Origin of the sequence: Micromonospora lutea (genome assembly GCF_016863535.1) — a bacterium.
Lineage (GTDB): Bacteria > Actinomycetota > Actinomycetes > Mycobacteriales > Micromonosporaceae > Micromonospora > Micromonospora lutea.
Window position 1 is genome coordinate 26,076 of the sequence record NZ_BOPB01000034.1, and the last position, 20,990, is coordinate 47,065.

A 20,990-nucleotide genomic window follows, 5' to 3' on the forward strand; every position below is an offset into this window, starting at 1 on the left:
GAACCTCTGGCCTGTCGATCGGCGCCCCCGGCCGGCCACTGAGGCGCGCGGCGGCCGGCCGGCGGGTCGAACCGTCAGTTGACGTCGGGCTCGGCGGATGCCGGCGCGAGTTCGAACCGGGTCCGTTGGTCGATAGGCACCAGGTCGAGGTATTCCGGGTGACGTTGGATGTAGCCGCGGATGAACGGGCAGAACGGCAGGGCCCCAGATCCCTCTTCGCGGACGGCGTCCAGTGCACCCCGGGCCAGCTGCGAGCCCAGGCCTCGGCCCTCGAAGTCCGACTCGATCACCGTGTGGGTGAAGGAGACGTTTCCTTTCCTGCGCCGGTACTCCGCGAACCCGGCCACCTGCCCGTCGACGACGATCTCGAACCGCCCGGCCGATGGGTTGTCCACCACTGTTGGCTCCATGTGGTCCATCCTCACCCAGCGGCGGCGTCGGTGCAGCGGACGTCAGCTTCCACTTGCCCAGACTCCGACCGGGCGACCAGCACGCGCGCGTCCTGGCGTAGGTCCAGGCGTTACGATTCGGACAACGTGTTACGCGGATCGTCGCCATGGATCTCCGTGTGCGTGAACACGACGAGCTGGTCGGTCTTCTGGTACGCGGCGAGGCCCAGTGCCCGCCCGTCACGGACGACCTCGTAGCGCTGCCGCTCGGGCACGTCGATGACCTGCAGGCTCATGGCGCGCTCCTCGGGGCAGCGTTCGGCGTGACGGGGTGGAGGGGCTTGACCGGGTGACGGCTGATGATGGACAGCCGGTTGAACGAATTTATCGCGATCGTCACCCAACTGATCGCGGAAATCTCCTCCGCGCTCAAGACATCGCCGGCCTCGGCGTAGTCATGCTCCTGCATCCGATCGTCGGGCAGCGTGGTCAGCGACTCCGCAAGCGCCAACGCGGCGCGTTCCTTGGCAGTGAACAGGTCGGTGTTTCGCCAGGCCGGCAGCACCGCGAGCCGTTGCGAGGTCTCGCCGCCAAGCAGCGCGTCACGGACATGGACGTGAAGGCAGTACGCACACCGGTTGATCTGGGAGACCCGGATGTTCACCAGCTCGACCAGGGTCCGGCCAAGACCCGCCGCTTCTACCGCCGACCTGACCGCCTTGGCGACCTCGAGCTGGGCCCGGTAGACACCCGGATGCTGCTTGTCGATCCGCACCCGCCGGAAATCGTCACGGCCCATCAGCTGCACCATTTCCCTTCGGCCCGCTCCGCGCCGTAGATCTTGACGGGGACGGGCAACACGTTGTCTGCCGGCTAGGATCGCACCCTTGGCGCTGGCCCGCGACGACGAGGAGCCTCCATGATCACCCCATACGGCTGCACCGTCAGCACCGCAGGCGCGCGATGACCAACCTGGACGTGAACCCACAGGAAGTGGTCTGCGCCGAGGACCCTGCCCGGACCACCACCCAACTGCTGACCCCGCGCATGGTGCCCCTGGGCGGACCGCGGGCGATGACCGTACGCCGGACCCTGCCACAACGGGCACGGTCCCTGATCGGCTCCTGGTGCTTCGCCGACCACTACGGCCCGGACCTGGTCTCCGAATCCGGGGGCATGACCGTGGCCCGCCACCCCCACACCGGCCTGGCGACGGTGAGCTGGCTGTTCACCGGCGAGATCTCCCACCTCGACTCCGCCGGCTACCAGGCGATCGTCCGCCCCGGAGAAATCAACCTGATGATCGCCGGGCGCGGCATCTCCCACCAGGAGTTCTCCACCCCCGACACCACGAACCTGCACGGGGTGCAACTGTGGTACGCCCTACCCGAGACCACCCGACACATGACCCCGACCTTCGAGCACCACACACCGGAACCGGTGGAGCTGACCGGAGCCGTGCTACGGGTTCCCATCGGGTCGATGGCCGGTTCCACCTCCCCGGTCCGTACCCACACCCCGCCACTACTGGCCGCCGAGATCCTGCTGGAGGCCGGAGCCCGGGTAGAGCTGGAGTTGGATCCGACCTTCGAGCACGGCGTGCTGCTCGACACCGGGAACCTGGTTCTCAACGGAACCCCGGTGCCGACGGGCCACCTGGCCTACCAGCCCGTCGGACCGGACTCCCTCCTGCTCCAGGCCGGGGACGCCCCGGTACGGGCGATGCTCATCGGCGGCGTACCGCTGGGAGAGCAGATCGTGATGTGGTGGAACTTCATCGGCCGCACCCACGACGAAATCGTCGCCTACCGCGCGGCCTGGCAGGCCGAGATCGGCGCAGAACCAGCCGACCCGCCCACCAGCGGCAGCTATCCCGACCATGCGCCCTACCCCCGGTTCGGTCCCTACCCCGACGGCCAACCCGCTCCCCTGCCGGCCCCGGCCCTGCCCACCGTCCAGCTACGCCCCCGCGGCTGAACCCGACCGAGAATCGCCGGACGGCGGTGTCCAGAAACGTTCACCGGGCCGCACCGGCGCCCAGCCGACGACCGGCGGCGTTGGAATCGGGCCTGGATACAACACCGGTGTCCAGGGCCGATTCCGCTCTGGGACAACCGCAGTACCGCCCACTACGCCAACCGTGACTACGGATCCGCCCGGCGGGTCCCTTCCGCCGCTTCGGCAGCCGCAAAGGGTGTTCCAGGAACTGCTCGCCGAACGGGTGGCGCGCCTCGGCGCGGCGGTGGACAGCGGGCCGCCCCCGCTATGCCCCGGGGCGCCCCAGCCGGGCAGAGCCACCGCCTCCGTCTCGGCATACGGACGGCGGGGGTGGCGTAACGTCCGCCCGGGGCTGCATTCGTGCAGCCCAATCGCCGTGTTCGGGGCCATCTCGGTGGCGGAACCCGTTCGCCCTTCCGCCTATTCCTATCTGCTAAGTAGGTTGTGCGGACCAGTCGCCACCCGGCCAAGGAGGGGCAATGAGCGCCACGCAGTCACCGCCAGCCCCCAGTCTGCTCGACGCGCGGCGACGCCGGGCGGATCAGGCCAGGCAGGTCGCCGATGTGCTACGTCACCAGGCGCTTGCCGGCTCGTTCGGCACCGGCGCACTGCCACGCGAGGAACAGCTGTGCCGCGAGTTCGCCGTCTCGCGGAACACCGTCCGAGAGGCGCTCTCCCTGCTGGTCGCCGAAGGGCTTGTGGAGCGGGTCCCGGGCATCGGCACGACCGTGGTCACCGGCAAGTACCCGCACGGGCTGCACCGGCTCATGGGTCTGGCCGAGACGCTGCACGAGCATGGCGAGATCAGCAACGAGGTGCGCGCGGTCGCCATCATCCGGGCGCCATCCGCGGTCGCTCACCGGCTCCGGCTGCCCCAAGGGGAACATGTCGTCTACATCGAGCGCGTCCGGCAGCTGGGTGGTGCGCCGCTGTCGCTGGATCTGACCTACCTGCCCCGAGACGTCGGCGAGCCACTGCTGGCCGCCGACCTGGCCAACTGCGACATCTTCGGCCTCATCGAGCAGCTCACCGGCCAACCGCTGGGCACCGCTGACCTCTCGTTCGAGGCGGTGAACGCCGACCCGCACACCGCCGTCCTGCTCGACACCGCAGACCGGGCCGCTCTGCTGATGGTCGAACGCCTCACCCATCTCGCCGACGGTCGTCCGGTCGACCTGGAGTGGATCAGGTTCCGCGGCGACCGCATCACCATGCACGGCCCGATCCACCGGGCCCAATCCCATCCCGCCTGAGGAGCAGGCCATGCCGCTGGTTCCGCAACGCCTCGATGTTCCGGTCACGATCGACGCCAGCCGGTGTATCGACGGCTGCACGTTGTGCGTCGACATCTGCCCACTGGACTCTCTTGCCATCGATCCCACCACCAACAAGGCGTACATGCACGTCGACGAATGCTGGTACTGCGGACCGTGCGCCGCCCGCTGCCCCACCTCCGCGGTGACCGTCAACATGCCCTACCTGCTCAGGTGAAGGACCCTGCCATGCGCAAGACTGCCGCCTGCATCACCGTTCTGGCTCTCACCGCCGGTGGCTGTTCCGTGGCCGGCGCCTGGGGCGACGACACCACCGAGACCGTCGTGGTCGGCTACCAGTCGAAGACCATCAACACCGTAACCGCCGGCACGCTGCTCCGCGCTCAGGGCTACTTCGAGAAGCGGTTGGCCGAACTCGGCGCGAGGACCGGCAGGACGTATACGGTCACCTGGCAGGACTACGACACCGGCGCCCCCATCACGGCACAGATGATAGCCGGAAAGATCGATATCGGATCGATGGGCGACTACCCGCTGCTGATCAATGGCGCGCGCGGACAGCAGGATGCCGAAACCCGTACCCAACTGATCTCGGTTACCGGATACAACGTGCGCGGCGGGCTCAACAGCATCGTCGTGGCACCGGACTCGCACATTCGCACCCTCGCCGACCTTAAGGGACAGACAGTGTCCGCCAGCATCGGCTCGGCCGGGCACGGCCTGCTCGTGCAGGCGGCGCGCAAGGCCGGACTCGATCCCGGTAAAGACTTCAAGACCGAGAACCAGCAGCCACAGGTCGGCGCGACCGCCCTGGAGTCCGGTTCCGTCGCCGCCCTGTCCCAGTTCGTGGCCTGGCCGGGTCTGCTGGTTCATCAGGGCAGGGCGCAGACCCGCGCCGCCATGCAACGACTGCTGATCGAGGTGCTCAGCGCGACGTCCCCCACCGTCGTGTTCGTCACCCACGACGTCGACGAGGCTCTGCTGCTCGGCGACCGAGTCGCCGTACTCACCCCTGGCGGTATCCGGGAGCTGATCGACGTGCCGGCGCCCCGCGACCTGGCCGCCCGCGACGCGGCCGAGGTGGCCACCGCCCGTACCCGCATCCTGGCCGCCCTGGAGGCACAACCATGCAGGTCCCGTCCCTGACCGACCGCCTCGAACTGGACTGTGACGTGCTCGTCGTGGGTGGTGGCACCGCCGGCACGATGGCCGCGATCTCCGCCGCCGAGGCCGGCGCACAGGTCCTGGTCCTGGAGAAGGCTCACGTACGTCACTCCGGCGCGCTCGCCATGGGCATGGACGGGGTGAACAACGCGGTCATCCCCGGCAAAGCCACGCCCGAGGAGTACGTCGCCGAGATCACCCGCGCCAACGACGGCATCGTCAACCAGCGCACCATCTACCAGACCGCCAGTCGCGGCCACGACATGATCCGCCGGCTGGAACGCTACGGCGTGAAGTTCGAAAAGGACGCCCACGGTCAGTACGCGGTCCGCCAGGTGCACCGCTCCGGCAGCTACGTACTGCCCATGCCCGAGGGCCGGGACATCAAGAAGGTTCTCTACCGGGTGCTGCGGGAACGCTCCATGCGGCAGCGGGTGCGCATCGAGAACCGCGTCATGCCGGTACGGGTTCTCACCGACAAAGGCCGCGCCGTCGGGATCGCCGGCCTGCACACCCGCACCGGCGAATTCGTCACCGTCACCGCCGGCGCGGTGGTCCTGGCCACCGGAGCATGCGGACGCCTGGGCCTGCCGGCGAGCGGCTACCTCTACGGCACCTACGAGAACCCGACCAACGCCGGTGACGGCTACGCCATGGCCTATCACGCCGGCGCCGAGCTGTCCGGCATCGAATGCTTCCAGATCAACCCTCTGATCAAGGACTACAACGGCCCCGCCTGCGCGTACGTGGCCAACCCCTTCGGCGGCTACCAGGTCAACAACCGGGGCGACCGGTTCGTCGACTGCGACTACTGGTCCGGACAGATGATGGCGGAGGTCGCCCGCGAGATCGCCTCCGCACGTGGCCCCATCTACCTGAAACTCACCCACCTGCCCGAGGAGACCATCTCCGCCCTTGAAGGCATCCTGCACTCCACCGAGCGTCCCACTCGGGGCACCTTCCACGCCGGTCGTGGCCACGATTACCGCAGCCACGACGTCGAGATGCACATCTCCGAGGTCGGGCTCTGCGGTGGGCACTCGGCCTCCGGAGTGTGGGTGGACGAGAACGGCGCCACCACTGTCCCCGGTCTCTACGCCGCCGGCGATCTCGCCTGCGTGCCACACAACTACATGATCGGCGCCTTCGTCTTCGGTGACCTTGCCGGGACGCACGCCGCCGGCTCGTTCGTCAGGCCGACCGGTTTGCCGGCCGACCAGGTCGCGGAAGCCCACGCGCTCGTGTACCGGCCCCTCGCCAACCCCGACGGGCTACCGCAGCCGCAGGTCGAGTACAAGTTGCGCCGGATGGTCAACGACTACCTGGCCCCGCCGAAGACCGCGGCCAAGCTCGACATCGCCGTCGAGACCTTCGACCGGATGCGCGCCGAGATCGCCGCGTTGGGTGCGCGGACGCCACACGAGCTGATGCGCTGCGCCGAGGTGACCTTCATCCGTGACTGTGCCGAGATGGCAGCCCGGGCCTCGCTCGTCCGGACGGAAAGCAGATGGGGTCTCTACCACGACCGGGCCGACCTGCCACAGCGCAACGACGACGACTGGTTCTGCCACCTCAACCTCAGCCGAGACGCACAGGGCACCATGCGATTCCGCAAGCGGCAGGTCGCGCCGTACCTGGTGCCAGTCGAAGGTTTCACCCCACCGGCCGCCGGCATCGAGGAGGTCATCGCGGTTCAGCTCGACCGTCCGGGACGCTCCGACCAGCACATCGTCGCCCACGGCGAGCCGGCCTCCGTACCCGCCGCCGACGGCGCGGTGCTGGCCGTGCTCCGCCTCGCCGAGCAGCAGCCGAGCCTTGATGTGCTGGAGCCGTACCTGAGCGCCCCGGACGCCGACGTACGGCGCACCGCGTTGCTGGCCCTTACCGAGTCCGCACCCGAGGGCACCGCGCCGGCACTGGTTGCCGCACTCGCCGACGACGATCCCACGGTACGCGTCGCCGCCGTTGCCGGTCTGCGGGAACTCGCCGACATTCTGCCCGCCGACATCGGGCAGTCGCTCCGCGTGTACACCGCCAGCCCGGACGTCACCGTCCGCGCTCTCGTCGTGGAACTCCTGCGGGTCACCGGGGCCGGTCAACGCGCCGACTTCACCGCCGCACTTGCCGACCAGGCCGCCGGCGTACGCACTCAGGCTGTTCGTGGCCTGGTCCGCCACCGCGACACCGCGAGCCTCGCATCCGCCGCCACGGATCCGTCCCGGGAGGTACGCATCGCCGTCGCACACGCCCTTGGCGACCTCGCCGATTCGGCCGCGATCCCCGCCGTGTCGCGGCTGGCCGCCGACCCGGACGTGCTCGTACGGGCGGCGGCGCTCCGCGCGGCGGCCACGCTGCGCTGCCCCGAACCGCTGGCCGCCATGGCGGTCGCCGGCCTCACGGACCCGACGTGGCAGGTGCGCGAGGGTGCGGCACTCGGCCTCGCCGGGGCACCCGCCTCGGTTGCCGTGCCGCCACTGCTCGACGCGGCGCGTGACGGCAACCTCGACGTCCGGCGGGCCGTGGTTCGGGTCCTCGGTAGCTGGACGGCCCGACCCGAGGTCGCCGCGCTGCTCCGGGCCGCCGCCGACGCAGACACCGACGCCGACGTCCGCGCATACGCACGCCGAGCCCTGGCCGCACCGGCACCAGCCGCAGCCGGCTGAGATCCGCACTCGCGGGCAGGCCGCCGCTGGTGGCCGGAACCACCAGCGGCGTGCGGTCCGTCATCCGCGCAACAGCGGCAGAAGCTGGTCACCCTGGCGTTTGATCTCCGGCAGGTAGGGCGTGTCGGAGAGCACGAAGTGAGAGATGCCCAGCCCTTGGTACTTGCGCAGCGACGCCGCCACGTCCTCGGCCGAGCCCACCAGCCAGGTGCTGCCCGCACCGCCGCCGCCGAACCTGCCGGGCGTGGTGTAAAGGTTGCCGTCGAGCACCTCGCCCCGGGCGGCGAGGGCGAGCAACCGCTGCTGACCCACGGCAGCCTGCCAGCGCGGAGAGCCGTGGATGTTCCCCACCCGGCCGGCGAGCTGCGCGACCTTCGCCTCAGCGTCGGCCCATGCTTGCTCGGTGGTGTCCCGCACCAGCGTGGTGATCCGTAGCCCGAACTCCAGCGGGGCGTGCTCACGCCCGAGGCTGTCACTGAGTTGCGTGAGCCGCTCGATCCGCTCGGCGACTCCGTCGAGCGGCTCACCCCAGAAGAGCTGGACGTCAGCCTCGGTGGCGGCGACCTTCTCGGCGGCGGGCGAGGCACCACCGAAGTAGATCCGCGGGTGCTTGCGGTCTCCGCGAACGACCGGTCGGGGCAACACGGTGGAGTCGGCGACGCTGAAGTGCCGGCCCTGGTAGGTGACGTTCTCCTGGGTCCACAGCTTGCGCACGAGCCGGATGAACTCCTTGGTTCGGGCGTAACGGTCGGCCTGGTCGCCGTCGCTGTCGCCGTACGCTGCCAGGTTGTCCTTGCCCGACACGATGTTGATCAGCACTCGTCCACCGCTGAGCTGGTCGAGCGTCGCCGCAGCGGAAGCGAAGTTCGCCGGGCGCCAGTAGCCGGGGCGGATCGCGATCAGTGGTTGAAAGGTCGTGGTCCGGGCGGCCAGGGCGGTGGCGACCGTGAGGGTATCGGGCCGTCCCCAGCCGGTCCCGATGAGTGCGCCGCCCCACCCGTGGTCTTCAATCGCCTGCGCCTGGGTGGTGAGGGTGTCGAGGCTGTTGTGGTTGTCGACGATGTCGTCGCCGCGGTGCCCCGGCTCTACCTGGTTGGGGATGTACCAGAGGAACTCGACGCTCATCAGCGGATCTCCTTGCCCTGTCGACGGTCGCTGTGGGGCCTGTGTCGAAGGCCTTCGCCGGCCTGGGCGCGCGGACGACGACCGGCGATTCGGGGATTGGTCCGGCTGCGACAGCGCGCCGGACCAATCCCCGTGGTGCTGGCCGCCCGCCCGGGCGTTAGCGGAACAGCAGTGATGCGTTGCGGACGGCGTGCGCGGCGACGTCACGGCCGAGTTCGACGCCGGCCTCGTCCGCGGTCCGGGTGTGAATCCCCGACCAGACGCGGGCGTCGACGTTCTCCAACGTGGGACGCCGCCAGTCGCGGTAGGTCCGGGTGGCGCCGGGTTGGCTGGGGCTGCCGATCGTGTACGGCTCCCGCGCTCGCGGCCCGATCAGGGCGGTGAGCACCTGCTCGGCGGCACCGGAGTAGGTGTTGTGTCCGCTCGGGTAGTCCGGGTGCGCGGGCGTCGTGTGCAGTGGCGTCCAGTCCGGGTCGGCGCCGGCTCGGATGGCGGTGACAGGTCGCCAGCGTAGATAGGCGTACTTGGCATCGGAGGTCGCGATCTGGGTGTCGACGAGCGCCACGTGGAAGACGGCTACGAGGCTTGCCCGCCAGGCGACGTGCCGGGTGGACTGCGCGAGTGCGGCGCGGAGGATCCCGGTGTAGAGAGTCAGGGACGAGCCGAGCCAGAAGGTGGCCGTGTCGGTCTGTTGCGGTGTACGTACCACACTGTCGGCGGCACCGTACGCGCGGACCTCGGCAAGATCCGTGCGGTAACGCGCCGAGTCCAGCGCGGGCGGTGGAGCAGGCCGGTAGCGGTCGACCCGGTCGAGCAGGAACGGCGTGGCGAAGCGGTTTCCGGCCTGCTGGGCGGCTCCGAAGCTCGGTGGGGTGGGTTGCCAGATTCCGGGTGCCGGTTCGGGCGCGGGGTATGCCGGGTTGACCGAGGCGGAATCGAGACCGTCACCGGCCCGCTGGGCGAGCAATGACCGCGCTTGCGCCTGGCCGGCGGCGATGCCTCGCTCCTCGGCGCGTCCGTCGGGGATCCGGGTCAACGTGGCCTGTAGGGCCGCGTCGAGGGTGGGGGCGGCCTCAGGGATCAGACTGCTCAGCGCGGTGTGGATCGCGGACGCGAGCGCGGCGTCCCGGTAGTGGTGTGCGGTGCCGATGGGCACCGTACGCACCGCGCGGGCGGCGGCGAGCCAGCCGATCGCCCACGCCCGGCTGTTCGTGACCTGCGGGCGGGTACCGGTTGCGACGGCGACCGCAGTGACGTCGTACCACTCCAGAACGGTGTCGACCTTCTTGGTGGCGGCGGCAGCCGGTGCGGCGGCGGGTAGGCCGACCAGAAGCACGGCGGCTGCGATACCGGCCACCGTACGGCGCCAGGCGCCTCCTGTCAGAAATGTCATGGCTCCTGCACTCCTTCGGGAGATGGGGAAAAGCTGGTCACTGGGCTCCTCCAACGAGGGCCGCCGACGTGGGACCGCGACGGCGCACCCCCGGGTCGGTCAGCGACGGCGGCTGGTAGCCGGCGTCGGCGGGGTTCAGCGTGGTGCCGGGAGGAACGATGACGTCGATGCGGTCCAGCACGTCGCGGGACAGCGTGACCTTGGCGGCGTCGAGCTGCGACTCCAGGTGGGCCAGGGTGCGCGGTCCGATGATCGCCGAGGTGACCGCGGGATGTTCCAGGACGAACGCGATGGCCAGGTGGATGAGGGAGAGCCCGGCCTCGTCGGCGAGGGTCGCAAGCTGGTCGACGGCGGCCAGCTTGGCGGCGTTCGCCGGCAGGGTCGGGTCAAACCGGGCGGGGAACCGGTCGACGCGACGGGAGATCGGGGCGTCCAGCCCACCGTGGTAGCGCCCGGACAGCCAACCGCCGGCGAGTGGACTCCACGGAATCACCGCCAGCCCGTACCGCTGGGCCACGGGCAGCACCTCGCGTTCGATCCCGCGCGCCAGGATCGAGTACGGCGGCTGCTCGCTGACCACCCGCTCGCGGTTGCGTCGCTGCGCGATCCACTGGCCTTCCACGATGGCCGACGGTTCGAAGGTGGAGGTGCCGATGTAGCGGACCTTGCCCTGGCGGACCAGGTCGCTGAGCGCGCCAAGGGTGTCGTCGAAGTCGGTGTCGGGCTCCGGTCGGTGCACCTGGTACAGGTCGATCCAGTCGGTGTTCAGCCTGCGCAGGCTGTTCTCCACGGCGCGGGCGATCCAGCGGCGCGAGTTGCCCCGGTGGTGCGGGTTGTCGCCGACCTGGCCGTGGAACTTGGTGGCGAGAAAGACGTCGTCCCGACGTCCGCCGGCGAGGGCCTTGCCGACGATCTCCTCGGATTCGCCGTGGGAGTAGACGTCAGCGGTGTCGATGGAGTTGATGCCTTCGTCGAGCGCCCGGTGGATGATGCGGATGCCGTCGGAGTGGTCCGGGTTGCCCCGTTGACCGAAGTTCATCGCGCCGAGCGTCAGCGAGCTGATCTGGACACCGGTACGTCCGAAGGGCCGATAGTTGGCCATGAGAGTCCTTTCGAGGTCAGTGCGACGCGGCCGTGAGCTGCCGGGTGAACTGGTTGGCCGGGCGGGGCAGCCCGTAGTGCTCGCGCAGGGTCGTTCCGGTGTACTCGGTACGGAACAGCCCGCGGCGTTGCAGGATCGGCACGACGTGGTCGACGAAGGCTTCCAGCCCGGACGGCAGCACCGGTGGCATGATGTTGAAGCCGTCGGCCGCGCCGCTGCGGTACCACTGCTCGATGGCGTCGGCGACCTGCTCCGGCGTGCCGGCGAAGGTGCGGTGCCCGCGCCCGCCGCCGAGCCGGCCGATGAGCTGACGAACCGTCAGCCGTTCCCGCCGGGCCAGCGTGACGATCAGTGTGTATCGGCTCTTGGCGCCCTCGATCTGGTCCTCGCCGGGCAGGTCGGCGGGGAGTTCCTTGTCCAGGTCGAGGTCGTCCGGGTCGACCCGCAGCGTGGTGGCGAGTTGCTGGCGGGCGTACTCCGGTTTGATCAGCCGGTCGAGTTCGTCCTCCAGCGCGCGGGCCTCGGCCTCGGTGGCGCCGATCGCCGGGACGATGCCCGGCAGGATCTTGAGGGTGTCCGGGTCGCGGCCGGCCGGCTCGGTACGCCGCTTCAGGTCGCGGTAGAACTCCTGGGCCTCGCCCAGGGTCTGTTGGGCGGTGAAGACGGCCTCGGCGTAGCGGGCGGCCAGTTCCTTGCCGTCCTCCGACGACCCGGCCTGCACCAGCAGCGGGTAGCCCTGCGGCGAGCGGGGAACGTTGAGCGGACCGGCCACCCGGAAGTGTCGCCCGATATGCTCCGGTGGGTAGAGCAGGTCGTCGTCGCCCCACCGTCCGGCGTTCTTGTCACCGAGCGGCGCGGTGTCGTCCCAGCTGTCCCAGAGCTTGAGCGACACCTCGACGAACTCCGCGGCCCGCGCGTACCGGTCCCGGTGGGCGGGCAACGCGTCGAGGTTGAAGTTGCGGGCCGCCTGCTCGCCTGCGGTGGTGACGATGTTCCAGCCGGCGCGGCCGCCGCTGATGTGGTCCAGCGACGCGAACCGACGGGCGAGGTTGAAGGGCTCGTTGTACGTCGTCGAGGCGGTGGCGATCAGTCCGATGTGGTTGGTCACGCCGGCGAGCGCGGCGAGCAGCACGGTCGGTTCGAGCGTGCCGCCCGGCCGCCGGCCGATGCTGTTCCACAGCACCGGGCTGTCGGCAAGAAAGAGCGAGTCGAGCTTGCCGCGTTCAGCGATCCGGGCGAGACGCTTGAAGTGCTCGACCTCGGTCTGCGCGAACGGGTTGCTCTGCGGCAGCCGCCAGGCCGCCTCGTGATGGCCGACGCCCATCAGGAAGGCGTTGAGGTGCAGCATGAGTCATCCTTCCGAGTGGTTGACGCCGAGGGCTCGCAGCAGCGTTTCGCGGTACGCGAGGAACTGCGGCTGCCGGTGCGAGCGCTGCGCCGGGAGATCGATGGTGAGGTCGACGGCTATCCGTCCGCTGTCGAGCAGCAGCACTCGGTCGGCCAGCGTGACGGCCTCGTCGACGTCGTGGGTGACGAGCAGCACCGTGGGCCGGTGCCGGGCGTACAGTTCGCGCAGCAGATCGTGCATGCGCAGCCGGGTCAACGCGTCAAGCGCGCCGAAGGGCTCGTCGGCCAGCAGCAGTTCCGGCTCGGAGACCAGGGCCCGGGCCAGTGCCACCCGCTGTTGTTCACCACCGGACAACTCGTTCGGCCAGGCGTTCTCCCGCCCGGCGAGGCCGACCTCGGCGAGGGCCGCCAGGCCGCGTTCGTGGGCATTGGATCTGCGTAGGCCGAGAACGACGTTGTCCAGCACGCGCTGCCAGGGCAGCAGCCGGGCATCCTGGAACACGACCGAGGACTTCTCCGGCACGTCGATCATGCCTGAGCCATCGGCATCGCTGTCGAGGCCGGCGAGTGCACGCAGTAGGGTGCTCTTTCCCGAACCGCTGCGGCCCAGCAGGGCGACGAACTCGCCTGAGCCGATCTCCAGGTCGAACCCGTCCAGGACAGCGCGGCTTCCGAAGCCGCGCACCAGCCGGTGGACCCGTACCGTCCCGGTGGCCGTCAGTCCGCCAAGGTTCGTCGCCACGACAACGCCCTCCTCTGCGCGAGCCGGACGGCGCCGTCGGACAGCAGCCCGAGAAGGCCGTACAGCACGAGCCCAACGATGATCACATCGGTCTGGCCGTACTCACGGGCCAGTTGCATCATGTAGCCGATCCCGCTTGTCGAGTTGATCTGTTCGACGACCACCAGAGCGAGCCACGCGTTCACCACCGCGAACCGCATGCCGAGCAGGAAGCCGGGCAGCGCGCCGGGCAGCACGATCCGGCGGAGGAAGACCGCCCGCGGCAGCCGCAGCGACTCGCCCAGTTCGACGTAGCGGCTGTCGATGCTGCGCAGCCCGTTGTGGGTGTGGATGTAGACCGGCACGAACACGCCGAGCGTGATGGTGATGACCTTCATCTGCTCGCCGATGCCGAACCAGAGGACGAGCAGCGGCAGCAGCGCGAGTGACGGGATGGCCCGCTTGATCTGGATGGGGCCGTCGAGCAACGCCTCACCCCACCGGCTGAGGCCGGCGACCACCGCGAGCACGGTGCCGATGACGGTGCCGATGACGAGCCCCAAGCCGGCCCGCTGGGCCGAGATGGCCAGGTTGTCCTGTAGCCGACCGTCGGCGATCAGGTCGCCGGCGGTCGTCACGACGGTCCAGGGCGCCGACAGGGTACGGGGGTCGATCCAGCCGGCCGCCGAGCCGGCCGCCCACACCGACAGGAGCAGGAACGGGCCGATCGCGGCTCCGAGCGGGATAGGACGGCCCGGCTTCAGGCGGCGACCCGGTTTGCGGACGGACGGGGTCGTCGTGCCCTGGAGGCGGGCGAGAACCGTGGCCGTCACCTGAGGTTCTCCGCGGCGAGCGCCTCGGCGGCCACCGACTCGTACCGCCGGTCGTACAGGTCCGCGGCATCGAGCCTCTTGTTCCCGGTCTCTCTGGCTAGCAGGTCGATGGTTTCCTGGTGTCGGGCGATGGCGCCGGTCCAGCTCGGCGGGATGTCGGCCACACCGGCGTTCTCGACCAGCCACTTGCCGTCCTCGGCGCTGAGTCCCTGGTCCTTGACGTAGTAGCGCTCGATCCACTCGTCCGGGTTGGCCTCCCGCCACCGCCAGGCCCGTGCCCAGGCCTGCACGTACTCGCGGATCGCGGCAGCCTTCCCCGGATCGGTGAGGACGGTGGCCGGCACGTACAGGTGACCTGGATCGTCCCGCAGACCGTGGGCGATGGTGGTGGCGCCGTCCCGGCCGTACTTGGTCTCGTAGCGTTTGACCTGCACGCCCCCGATCGGGGCGAGGTCGACCTGATGACTGGCGAGGGCGGTGGCGTAGACGTCACCGGTGCTCGGCAGCTCCACCAGTTTGACGTCCTCCTTGGCCAGTCCGGCCTTGTGCAGGACCCGCAGCACCAGCGCACCCTGGGCCTGTCCGGGGCTGTAGGCGACCTTCTTGCCACGGATGTCAGCGAGGGTGGTGACCGTGACACCGGGTGCGACGCCGAGGCGGTAGATGGGGTGGTTCAGTGGGTCCTGCCGAAACTTCGAAGCGACGATCTTGGTTGGGATGTTCGTCCAGTGGGAGTGGATCGGCGGGATGTCGGCGACCGAGCCGATGTCGAGGGCCTTGGCCCGGAACGCCTCCAGGGTTTGCGGGCCACCGCTGATGTTGGCCCACTCCACCTCGAACGAGAACTTCTCCGCCTCGCCGGAGAACTCGATCGCCTTCTGATGTTCCTTGTCGCCGACGACGAGCTTGGTGCCCTTCGGCACCGAATCGGGCAGCGGTGCGCCCAGGGCGAGCGCCGCCTGGGGCGTGTCATCGGCGGCGCAAGCGGTGACGCCCAGTGCGACCGCGCCGAGGGCGGCGGACAGCAACGCCCGACGGTCCAGGATGATTGGCGGCTTCACCTACGACTCCTTCGTGGAGGGGTTCAGGGCGGCGTACCGCCCCTCGTGGTACAGCAGGGGGGTGCCCTCGCCGTGGCTTCCGGCCACCGGCTGGGCCAACACGATCGCGTGGTCACCGGCGACCACCCGCTGGTGTACCCGGCACAACAACCAGGCGATCGGCTCGTGCAGCAGCGGCACCCTGTGCGGGCCGTACTGCCACTGGGAATGGGCGGCGAACCGGTCGATGCCGCTGGTGGCGAACGTCCGCGCGACATCCTGCTGGTGCTGACCGAGCAGGTGCACCGCCACATGCTCCGCTTTGGCGACGGTCGGCCAGCTCGACGAAGACCGGTCCAGGCAGAAAGACACCAGCGGTGGGCGCAGCGAAACCGACGTGAACGAGGTGGCGGTGAATCCCACCGGCGGGGCGCCCGCGACGGTGATGACCGTGACCGACGCGGCCTGTCGCCGCAGCAGACCACGGAAGGTTTCGGAATCGACCGGAACGTCCCGTTCGACAATGACGGCCATGACGTCCTCCTGTTGAGGTACGACGAGCACGCGCCGGGCAGGTGTGGGCGCGGCGCGTTACAGGGGTGGAACAGGTGTGCGCAGAGGTAGCCGGACGTCGTCGAACCGGCAGCGCAGGGGTGGGAGCGGATCAGGATTGCGCGTTCACCGGCAGCAGCCGCGCGCAGCGGTCCAGCCACGACAGCATCCCCGCGACACCGCGACCGCGGTGCCGTCGAGCGGGGTTCCCTGGCTGATCATGCCATTCACGATAACCCCTAAAACCTACGGAATAAATAGGGATTTCAGCCACTGGGACAGCGCGCCCTGGCACGCAGCCCGCTTGCAACACGTGCGGCGATCGGACACCGTCCATCCATCGATCACTCCGCCGCCGTGAGGTATGCCGGTGGTGACAACACGGCCCGTCCCGGCCCCGGCCGCACCATCGCAGCGATCCGACGGACAGCTGGTGGCGATGGCGGGCGAACGCCTCCATCCGCCCGGCTGGACGGAGATCAGCACCGTCTGCACCGCCCCGAATACCGCGTCCAGGGCCTGACCACCGGCTTGTCCGCGCGATCGCCGCCAGCATCCGCACCACACCGCCTCACGTTGCGGCGCGGGCGCGGTCCTCGGCTATCGCAGGGGCTCCGTGTTCCGGTCCTGCAACCCGATCGTCGGCATGCGGCTCCAGATGTCGTTGCATTCGGCGCAGACCGCCTCGGGGATCCATCCGGTCCGCATGAGCCCCGCGAAGATCGCGCAGCCCACCTGTCATGTGGTTGCCTCGTGGCGGGCCCTCAGGAAAGCCGCGACGACCGGGCGCGTGGCCGTCAGCCAGTCAGCGTAGGCCGCAGGCTCGTCGTGCTCACGGTCGATGACGAACAGTCCACGCCCGGGAACGGTCGCGCCGATCTCGGTGAGCACCGGCCGCAGGGTGAGCTCCGCGGCCAGGTGATGCTGCGGTGCAGCGCCGACCAGCAGCGGGACGGCGAGCCCGCGCAGCCCGGTCCCGCCAGCGAACCGGTCGAGGAAGAGCTTGAGCAGACCCGTGTAGGTGCCCTTGTACGTCGGGCTCGCCACCACCACAAGGTCGGCCGCACCAACCTCGGCCACCAGGGCGGCCACGCCCGGATCGTCCCAGTCCAGCAGGGCCGGACCCAGGGTGGCGAGATCGACGGTCAGATCCGGCTCGCGGCCGGCGAGCTGCCGAGCGACGTACCCCGCTGCGGCGAGGGTACGGCTGGCCGGTCGAGGGTTACCGACCACGACCGCGACCCGGGCGCTCACCGCGCCACCGGCTTCGCCGCGACCGGCGCCGCGCCGAAGGGTACTGCCGGTGCCGCCTGCCGGACGGGCACCGGGTGCTGCCAGAGACCACGGCGGGACAACTCGGGCAGCACGCCCTCGCCGAACCGGTACGCCTCCTCCAGATGCGGGTAGCCGGAGAGCACGAACTCGCTGATTCCCGCCTCGACGTACTGCTCGATGAGGTCGGCTACCTGCTGATGGTCTCCGACGAGCGCGGTGCCGGCGCCGCCACGTACCAGCCCGACACCGGCCCACAGGTTCGGATGGATCTCCAGCCCGTCCTTGGTGCCGCCGTTGAGGGCGAGCATCCGGCGCTGACCCTCGGACTCGCTGCGGCGCAGGCCCGCCTGGACCTGGCGGATCTGATCCTCGGAGATGCCGGACAGCAGCCGGTCGGCCTCCGCCCAGGCCTCCTCGGCGGTGTCGCGGGCGATGGTGTGCACCCGCAGACCGAACGCGAGGGTCCGCCCCTGTCGCTCGGCGAGCTCGCGGACCCGGCGCACCTTCTCGGCCACGGCGGCCGGAGGTTCACCCCAGGTCAGGTAGACATCGACGTGCCGGGCCGCCACGTCCAGAGCCGCCGGTGACGAGCCGCCGAAGTAGACGCGTGGCACCGGGTCGGGGATCTGGGTCAGGACCGCGTCGGCGAGCTGGAAGTGCGTGCCCTCGACGTCGACGGGCTTGCCCGACCACAGCGCCCGGACGATCTCCAGGAATTCTCCGGTGCGCTGATAGCGGGCGTCCTTGTCAAGAAAGTCGCCGTACATCCGCTGCTCGTGGCTCTCGCCCCCGGTGACCACGTTGAGCAGCAGTCGGCCGCCGGAGAGGTTCTGGAAGGTGCCGGCCATCTGCGCGGCGAGGTACGGCGACGTGAGGCCGGGCCGGAACGCGACGAGGAACTTCAGCCGCGCCGACACGCTGCTCAGCATCGCGGTGGTGATCCAGGCGTCCTCGCACCAGGCGCCGGTGGGGGTCAGCGCGGCCTCGAAGCCCAACTGCTCCGCCGAGCGGGCGATCTGCCCGAGGTAGGCGACAGATGCTGCCCGGGCGCCCACGTCGGCCGGGGTGCCGTGTCCGCCGCCGACAATCTGCCGGCCGTCGCCGCCGTTGGTCGGTAGGAACCAATGGAACTTCAGATCGGTCATGAGCTCACACCTGTCCGTGGTTGAGGGTGGGGTGCGGTCGACGGCCCGGGCCGTCTCGGCCAGCAGCGCCTCGCTGCCGTGCACGGCCAGTTCGACCTCCCCCGAAGGCGCGTACCATCAGGGGGTCGTCGGCCGCCCGGTCGACGTGCGCGTCCGGGTAGGGTCGGCTCTTCTGGCCGATGTTGGGGTCGCCGGCCGACAGCAGCCGGAACACCTCCACGGCCGTCTCCACCGGCAGGTCCGCTCCGCCGTGCCGGGCGGGGACGGTGATAGCCAGCAGCCCGGACCCGCTGAGTCCGTCGACCTCCGCCAGCGGAAGGATGCGTCGCGCGTCGCGGTCGGCCGCGTCCCGGGAGAAGTCGGCGGCGAGCGCGATCGCCTGCGCCGAGGACAGGACGGGAACATTCGTCATGCCGGCTCCCATGGCACCGCGATGCACAGCCACTGCGGGTACTCATGCCGAGGTGCGATGACGTCCTCGCTGGTTGCGTGCTCGACGATCCGGCAGTCCTTCGTGACCGTGACGCGGTCGCCCATGGGGATGGATCACTCCTTGGTCGTCAGGCTGCGGCTGGTACGCCGAGACGGTCGAGCAGGTGCCGGCGCAGCGCGCCGAAACCAGGGTCATCCGGCGCACGCGGATGAGTCAGCGGCACCGGTGTGTCGTCAACGACCCGACCCCCGGCCAGGACCAGCGTGCGGTCCGCGAGCAGCAGCGCCTCCTCGACGTCGTGGGTGACCAGCAGCGCGGCGAACCCGTGCTCGGCGCGCAACCGGCCGAACAGTGCCTGCATCCGCAGCCGGGTCAGCGCGTCCAGCGCACCGAACGGCTCGTCGAGCAGCAACAGGTCCGGCTCGCGGACCAGGGCCCGGGCCACCGCGACACGCTGGGACTGGCCGCCCGACAGCTCGGCCGGCCAGGCCCGCTCCCGGCCAGCCAGGCCGACCTCGGTCAACGCCGCAGCCGTGCGGCGCTGGACGTCGGGGCCGGGCACGCCGAGCGCCACGTTGTCGGCGACCCGCTTCCAGGGCAGCAGCCGGTGCTCCTGGAAGACCACCGCCAGGTTGCCGCGTACCTGCCAGTCGCCGGTCGCGTCCTGGTCGAGGCCGGCGAGTATCCGCAGCAGGGTGGTCTTGCCCGACCCGCTGCCACCGAGTAGTGCGACCACCTCGCCGGAACCGATCGTCAGGTCGATGCCGTCGAGGACCACCGTGTCCCCGAAGACACGTCGTACGCCGGTGGCGGTGACTACGTCGCCTGTAGGCCGCGTCGCCACGTCAGAGTCCTCCTCTCGACCGCCCGCAAGATCAGATCCGACAGCAGCCCGAGCAGGGCATAGATGAACAGGCCGACGAGGACGACGTTGGTCTGGCTGAACTCGCGGGCCTCCATCATCAGGAAGCCGATGCCGCTCTGGGTAGCGACCGTCTCGCCTACCACCAGGCTCAGCCATGCGGCCCCGGTCGCCAGGCGCAGTCCGAGGAACAGTGCCGGCAGTGTGCCGGGCAACACGACGTGTCGGATGCGGGCCACCGCGCCGAGGCCACAGGTGCGTGCCGCCTCGACCAGCCGCTCGTCGATGTCACGGATGCCGGCGTAGAGGTTGAAGTACATCGGATAGAACACACCCAGGGCCACCAAGGTGACCTTCAGCGACTCGCCGATACCGACCCAGATGATCAGTAGTGGCACCAGCGCGAGGTGTGGCAGCATCCGGGCCATCTGCACCGGCGGATCGACCAGATCATCGCCGAGCCGCAGCAGACCCGCGATCGATCCGAGCACCAGCGCAAGACCGACGCCGATAGCCAGGCCGGCACCGGCCCGGGCCAGTGAGTCGAGCAGATGGGTGGCGAGCGTGCCATCCTCGGCAAGCCGCCATCCGGCGCGTACCACCTCACTGATCGGAGGGAGCTTCTCCTCCGGTAGCACACCCACGCGCGAGGACGTCTCCCAGAGCACGACGAGCACGACTGGGGTGGTCAGGCGCCGCCATCGCCTACGGTTGGGCCGTGCGGCCGGTCGCGCGGTCTTTTGCGCGGTGGCCGACGGTCGGGTGGCCAGCTCCGTCATGTGAAGACCCCGGTGAACTGGGGTTCGATGCGGGCCTTGATGTCGATGGGCTCGGGGATCAGCTCCAGTTCGGCAAAGCCGTCGGCGATCGCCTGCAACTCGTCGCCGATCGCCGCCGAGACCGGGGCCAGCGACTTGGCGCTGCGGTCCAGCGAGCGTTTCGCCACGTCTTCGGCAATCTTGAGCTCGGGGGCGAGCAGCCGAGCCCGTTCCTCGGGGTTGTCGATGCCCCATTGGGTGGTGGTGTTGAGTTGGGTCAGCAGGTCGCGTACCTGGTCTGTCTTCTTCTCGACGGCGTCTGGAGCGGCCAGAATGTACTGCCGGTTACTCGCCAGCCCGGTCGCGTCGGCCAGCACCTTGACGCCGGGCTGCTCGGCGAGGGCGAAGTAGGGATCCCAGATGATCCACGCGTCGACCTGCCCGGCGTCGAAAGCGGGCCGCCCTTCGGCGGGTTTGAGGTACTGGACCGTGATGTCCTGCAAGGTCATGTTGTTGGCTTCGAGCAACTTGACCAGCAGCCAGTGCACGTTGGAGCCCTTGTTCAGCGCGACCGTCCTACCCTTGAGATCGGCGAACGTCCGGAACCCGCTGCTCTCCTTGACCAGCACGGCCTCGCCCTGCGGCACCTCGTCCGAGGTCGCCACGATCTTGAAGGGAATCTTTCCGGCCGCCGCGAAGATGGGCGGAGCCTCCCCGGTCTCACCGATGTCGATCGACCCAGCTTTGAGCGCCTCGGTGAGGGCCGGTCCGCTCTCGAACAACGACCAGGTCACGCCAGGTGCCTCGTTGCGGGCCTTGAGCAAGCTCAGGCTGCCGTAGCGCTGGTAACCCACTCGCAGCTGCCCATCACCGCCCCCACTGTCCTCCGCATCGCCGCAGGCAGTGAGCGCCGCGG

The 20,990-nt window shown here is 69.8% G+C and carries 23 protein-coding genes; 5 read left to right on the plus strand and 18 right to left on the minus strand.

The annotated features are described in order from the left end of the window. Positions 1 to 74: 74 nt before the first annotated feature. The 3 genes from Vlu01_RS25450 to Vlu01_RS25460 form a co-directional block, all read right to left on the minus strand. Complete coding sequence (locus tag Vlu01_RS25450) at positions 75 to 410, minus strand: GNAT family N-acetyltransferase (RefSeq protein ID WP_204004181.1); 336 nt, start codon at positions 408 to 410, stop codon at positions 75 to 77. Positions 411 to 520: 110 nt separating this feature from the next. Then, positions 521 to 685 (minus strand): GNAT family N-acetyltransferase, encoded by a 165-nt coding sequence (locus Vlu01_RS25455; RefSeq protein ID WP_204004183.1) that lies wholly within the window; start codon positions 683 to 685, stop codon positions 521 to 523. Then, positions 682 to 1,200 (minus strand): carboxymuconolactone decarboxylase family protein, encoded by a 519-nt coding sequence (locus tag Vlu01_RS25460; RefSeq protein WP_204004185.1) that lies wholly within the window; start codon positions 1,198 to 1,200, stop codon positions 682 to 684. The genes Vlu01_RS25455 and Vlu01_RS25460 overlap by 4 nt, the downstream gene beginning before the upstream one ends. Before the next feature lie 152 nt (positions 1,201 to 1,352). Between Vlu01_RS25460 and Vlu01_RS25465 the strand changes: the two genes are divergently transcribed. The 5 genes from Vlu01_RS25465 (at position 1,353) to Vlu01_RS25485 (ending at position 7,488) form a co-directional block, all read left to right on the plus strand. Further along, entirely contained in the window at positions 1,353 to 2,366 is a 1,014-nt protein-coding gene (locus Vlu01_RS25465; RefSeq protein ID WP_204004187.1) for a pirin family protein, read from the plus strand. A 500-nt stretch (positions 2,367 to 2,866) separates the two neighbouring features. After that, positions 2,867 to 3,640, plus strand: a complete 774-nt coding sequence (locus Vlu01_RS25470) for a GntR family transcriptional regulator (RefSeq protein ID WP_204004189.1) — start codon at positions 2,867 to 2,869, stop codon at positions 3,638 to 3,640. 10 nt (positions 3,641 to 3,650) lie between these two features. Next, positions 3,651 to 3,878, plus strand: a complete 228-nt coding sequence (locus Vlu01_RS25475) for a 4Fe-4S dicluster domain-containing protein (RefSeq protein ID WP_204004191.1) — start codon at positions 3,651 to 3,653, stop codon at positions 3,876 to 3,878. 11 nt (positions 3,879 to 3,889) lie between these two features. Next, positions 3,890 to 4,807, plus strand: a complete 918-nt coding sequence (locus Vlu01_RS25480; RefSeq protein ID WP_204004193.1) for a PhnD/SsuA/transferrin family substrate-binding protein — start codon at positions 3,890 to 3,892, stop codon at positions 4,805 to 4,807. After that, positions 4,789 to 7,488 carry a fumarate reductase/succinate dehydrogenase flavoprotein subunit gene (locus Vlu01_RS25485; protein WP_204004195.1) on the plus strand — a complete coding sequence of 900 codons (2,700 nt, stop codon included), beginning with the start codon at positions 4,789 to 4,791 and terminating at the stop codon, positions 7,486 to 7,488. Before Vlu01_RS25480 ends, Vlu01_RS25485 begins: the two co-directional genes overlap by 19 nt. A 60-nt stretch (positions 7,489 to 7,548) precedes the next feature. Here Vlu01_RS25485 and Vlu01_RS25490 read toward each other — a convergent pair whose 3' ends face one another. The 15 genes from Vlu01_RS25490 to Vlu01_RS25550 form a co-directional block, all read right to left on the minus strand. Continuing rightward, on the minus strand, positions 7,549 to 8,613 hold the full coding sequence (locus Vlu01_RS25490; protein WP_204004198.1) for an LLM class flavin-dependent oxidoreductase: 1,065 nt from the start codon (positions 8,611 to 8,613) through the stop codon (positions 7,549 to 7,551). 157 nt (positions 8,614 to 8,770) lie between these two features. After that, positions 8,771 to 10,006: a vanadium-dependent haloperoxidase gene (locus Vlu01_RS25495; protein WP_204004201.1), complete on the minus strand. Its 1,236-nt coding sequence runs from the start codon at positions 10,004 to 10,006 to the stop codon at positions 8,771 to 8,773. 37 nt (positions 10,007 to 10,043) lie between these two features. Then, entirely contained in the window at positions 10,044 to 11,108 is a 1,065-nt protein-coding gene (locus Vlu01_RS25500; RefSeq protein ID WP_204004205.1) for an aldo/keto reductase, read from the minus strand. Positions 11,109 to 11,124: 16 nt separating this feature from the next. Next, a complete protein-coding gene (locus Vlu01_RS25505; RefSeq protein WP_204004207.1) occupies positions 11,125 to 12,456 on the minus strand; it encodes an LLM class flavin-dependent oxidoreductase in 1,332 nt (443 codons plus the stop codon). A gap of 3 nt (positions 12,457 to 12,459) precedes the next feature. Continuing rightward, on the minus strand, positions 12,460 to 13,197 hold the full coding sequence (locus Vlu01_RS25510) for an ABC transporter ATP-binding protein (RefSeq protein WP_204004209.1): 738 nt from the start codon (positions 13,195 to 13,197) through the stop codon (positions 12,460 to 12,462). Further along, the gene (locus tag Vlu01_RS25515) at positions 13,173 to 14,009 is read right to left on the minus strand and encodes an ABC transporter permease (protein WP_204004211.1); all 837 of its coding nucleotides are present in this window, start codon (positions 14,007 to 14,009) and stop codon (positions 13,173 to 13,175) included. The genes Vlu01_RS25510 and Vlu01_RS25515 overlap by 25 nt, the downstream gene beginning before the upstream one ends. Further along, entirely contained in the window at positions 14,006 to 15,070 is a 1,065-nt protein-coding gene (locus Vlu01_RS25520; RefSeq protein ID WP_239096118.1) for an ABC transporter substrate-binding protein, read from the minus strand. Before Vlu01_RS25520 ends, Vlu01_RS25515 begins: the two co-directional genes overlap by 4 nt. Then, the gene (locus Vlu01_RS25525) at positions 15,071 to 15,583 is read right to left on the minus strand and encodes a flavin reductase family protein (protein WP_204004213.1); all 513 of its coding nucleotides are present in this window, start codon (positions 15,581 to 15,583) and stop codon (positions 15,071 to 15,073) included. It lies immediately after the preceding gene. Between the two features lie 756 nt (positions 15,584 to 16,339). After that, positions 16,340 to 16,855: an NADPH-dependent FMN reductase gene (locus tag Vlu01_RS25530; protein ID WP_204004215.1), complete on the minus strand. Its 516-nt coding sequence runs from the start codon at positions 16,853 to 16,855 to the stop codon at positions 16,340 to 16,342. Beyond that, complete coding sequence (locus Vlu01_RS25535; protein ID WP_204004217.1) at positions 16,852 to 18,021, minus strand: LLM class flavin-dependent oxidoreductase; 1,170 nt, start codon at positions 18,019 to 18,021, stop codon at positions 16,852 to 16,854. The genes Vlu01_RS25530 and Vlu01_RS25535 overlap by 4 nt, the downstream gene beginning before the upstream one ends. A gap of 4 nt (positions 18,022 to 18,025) precedes the next feature. Further along, positions 18,026 to 18,433, minus strand: a complete 408-nt coding sequence (locus Vlu01_RS25540; protein ID WP_204004219.1) for a hypothetical protein — start codon at positions 18,431 to 18,433, stop codon at positions 18,026 to 18,028. After that, positions 18,430 to 18,558 (minus strand): hypothetical protein, encoded by a 129-nt coding sequence (locus Vlu01_RS27810; protein WP_275409486.1) that lies wholly within the window; start codon positions 18,556 to 18,558, stop codon positions 18,430 to 18,432. The genes Vlu01_RS25540 and Vlu01_RS27810 overlap by 4 nt, the downstream gene beginning before the upstream one ends. Before the next feature lie 23 nt (positions 18,559 to 18,581). Continuing rightward, on the minus strand, positions 18,582 to 19,298 hold the full coding sequence (locus tag Vlu01_RS25545) for an ABC transporter ATP-binding protein (RefSeq protein WP_239096119.1): 717 nt from the start codon (positions 19,296 to 19,298) through the stop codon (positions 18,582 to 18,584). Next, positions 19,271 to 19,960, minus strand: a complete 690-nt coding sequence (locus tag Vlu01_RS27680) for an ABC transporter permease (RefSeq protein WP_239096120.1) — start codon at positions 19,958 to 19,960, stop codon at positions 19,271 to 19,273. The genes Vlu01_RS25545 and Vlu01_RS27680 overlap by 28 nt, the downstream gene beginning before the upstream one ends. Before the next feature lie 131 nt (positions 19,961 to 20,091). Next, a complete protein-coding gene (locus Vlu01_RS25550) occupies positions 20,092 to 20,928 on the minus strand; it encodes an aliphatic sulfonate ABC transporter substrate-binding protein (RefSeq protein ID WP_239096121.1) in 837 nt (278 codons plus the stop codon). Positions 20,929 to 20,990 lie beyond the last annotated feature (62 nt).

What these genes read in the sequence shown, in the direction of transcription:
- Vlu01_RS25450 (WP_204004181.1), bottom strand. Translation starts at nt 410, where the DNA reads ATGGAGCCAACAGTGGTGGACAACCCATCGGCCGGGCGGTTCGAGATC.
- Vlu01_RS25455 (WP_204004183.1), bottom strand. Translation starts at nt 685, where the DNA reads ATGAGCCTGCAGGTCATCGACGTGCCCGAGCGGCAGCGCTACGAGGTC.
- Vlu01_RS25460 (WP_204004185.1), bottom strand. Translation starts at nt 1,200, where the DNA reads ATGGTGCAGCTGATGGGCCGTGACGATTTCCGGCGGGTGCGGATCGAC.
- Vlu01_RS25465 (WP_204004187.1), top strand. Translation starts at nt 1,353, where the DNA reads ATGACCAACCTGGACGTGAACCCACAGGAAGTGGTCTGCGCCGAGGAC.
- Vlu01_RS25470 (WP_204004189.1), top strand. Translation starts at nt 2,867, where the DNA reads ATGAGCGCCACGCAGTCACCGCCAGCCCCCAGTCTGCTCGACGCGCGG.
- Vlu01_RS25475 (WP_204004191.1), top strand. Translation starts at nt 3,651, where the DNA reads ATGCCGCTGGTTCCGCAACGCCTCGATGTTCCGGTCACGATCGACGCC.
- Vlu01_RS25480 (WP_204004193.1), top strand. Translation starts at nt 3,890, where the DNA reads ATGCGCAAGACTGCCGCCTGCATCACCGTTCTGGCTCTCACCGCCGGT.
- Vlu01_RS25485 (WP_204004195.1), top strand. Translation starts at nt 4,789, where the DNA reads ATGCAGGTCCCGTCCCTGACCGACCGCCTCGAACTGGACTGTGACGTG.
- Vlu01_RS25490 (WP_204004198.1), bottom strand. Translation starts at nt 8,613, where the DNA reads ATGAGCGTCGAGTTCCTCTGGTACATCCCCAACCAGGTAGAGCCGGGG.
- Vlu01_RS25495 (WP_204004201.1), bottom strand. Translation starts at nt 10,006, where the DNA reads ATGACATTTCTGACAGGAGGCGCCTGGCGCCGTACGGTGGCCGGTATC.
- Vlu01_RS25500 (WP_204004205.1), bottom strand. Translation starts at nt 11,108, where the DNA reads ATGGCCAACTATCGGCCCTTCGGACGTACCGGTGTCCAGATCAGCTCG.
- Vlu01_RS25505 (WP_204004207.1), bottom strand. Translation starts at nt 12,456, where the DNA reads ATGCTGCACCTCAACGCCTTCCTGATGGGCGTCGGCCATCACGAGGCG.
- Vlu01_RS25525 (WP_204004213.1), bottom strand. Translation starts at nt 15,583, where the DNA reads ATGGCCGTCATTGTCGAACGGGACGTTCCGGTCGATTCCGAAACCTTC.
- Vlu01_RS25535 (WP_204004217.1), bottom strand. Translation starts at nt 18,021, where the DNA reads ATGACCGATCTGAAGTTCCATTGGTTCCTACCGACCAACGGCGGCGAC.
- Vlu01_RS25540 (WP_204004219.1), bottom strand. Translation starts at nt 18,433, where the DNA reads ATGACGAATGTTCCCGTCCTGTCCTCGGCGCAGGCGATCGCGCTCGCC.
- Vlu01_RS27810 (WP_275409486.1), bottom strand. Translation starts at nt 18,558, where the DNA reads ATGGGCGACCGCGTCACGGTCACGAAGGACTGCCGGATCGTCGAGCAC.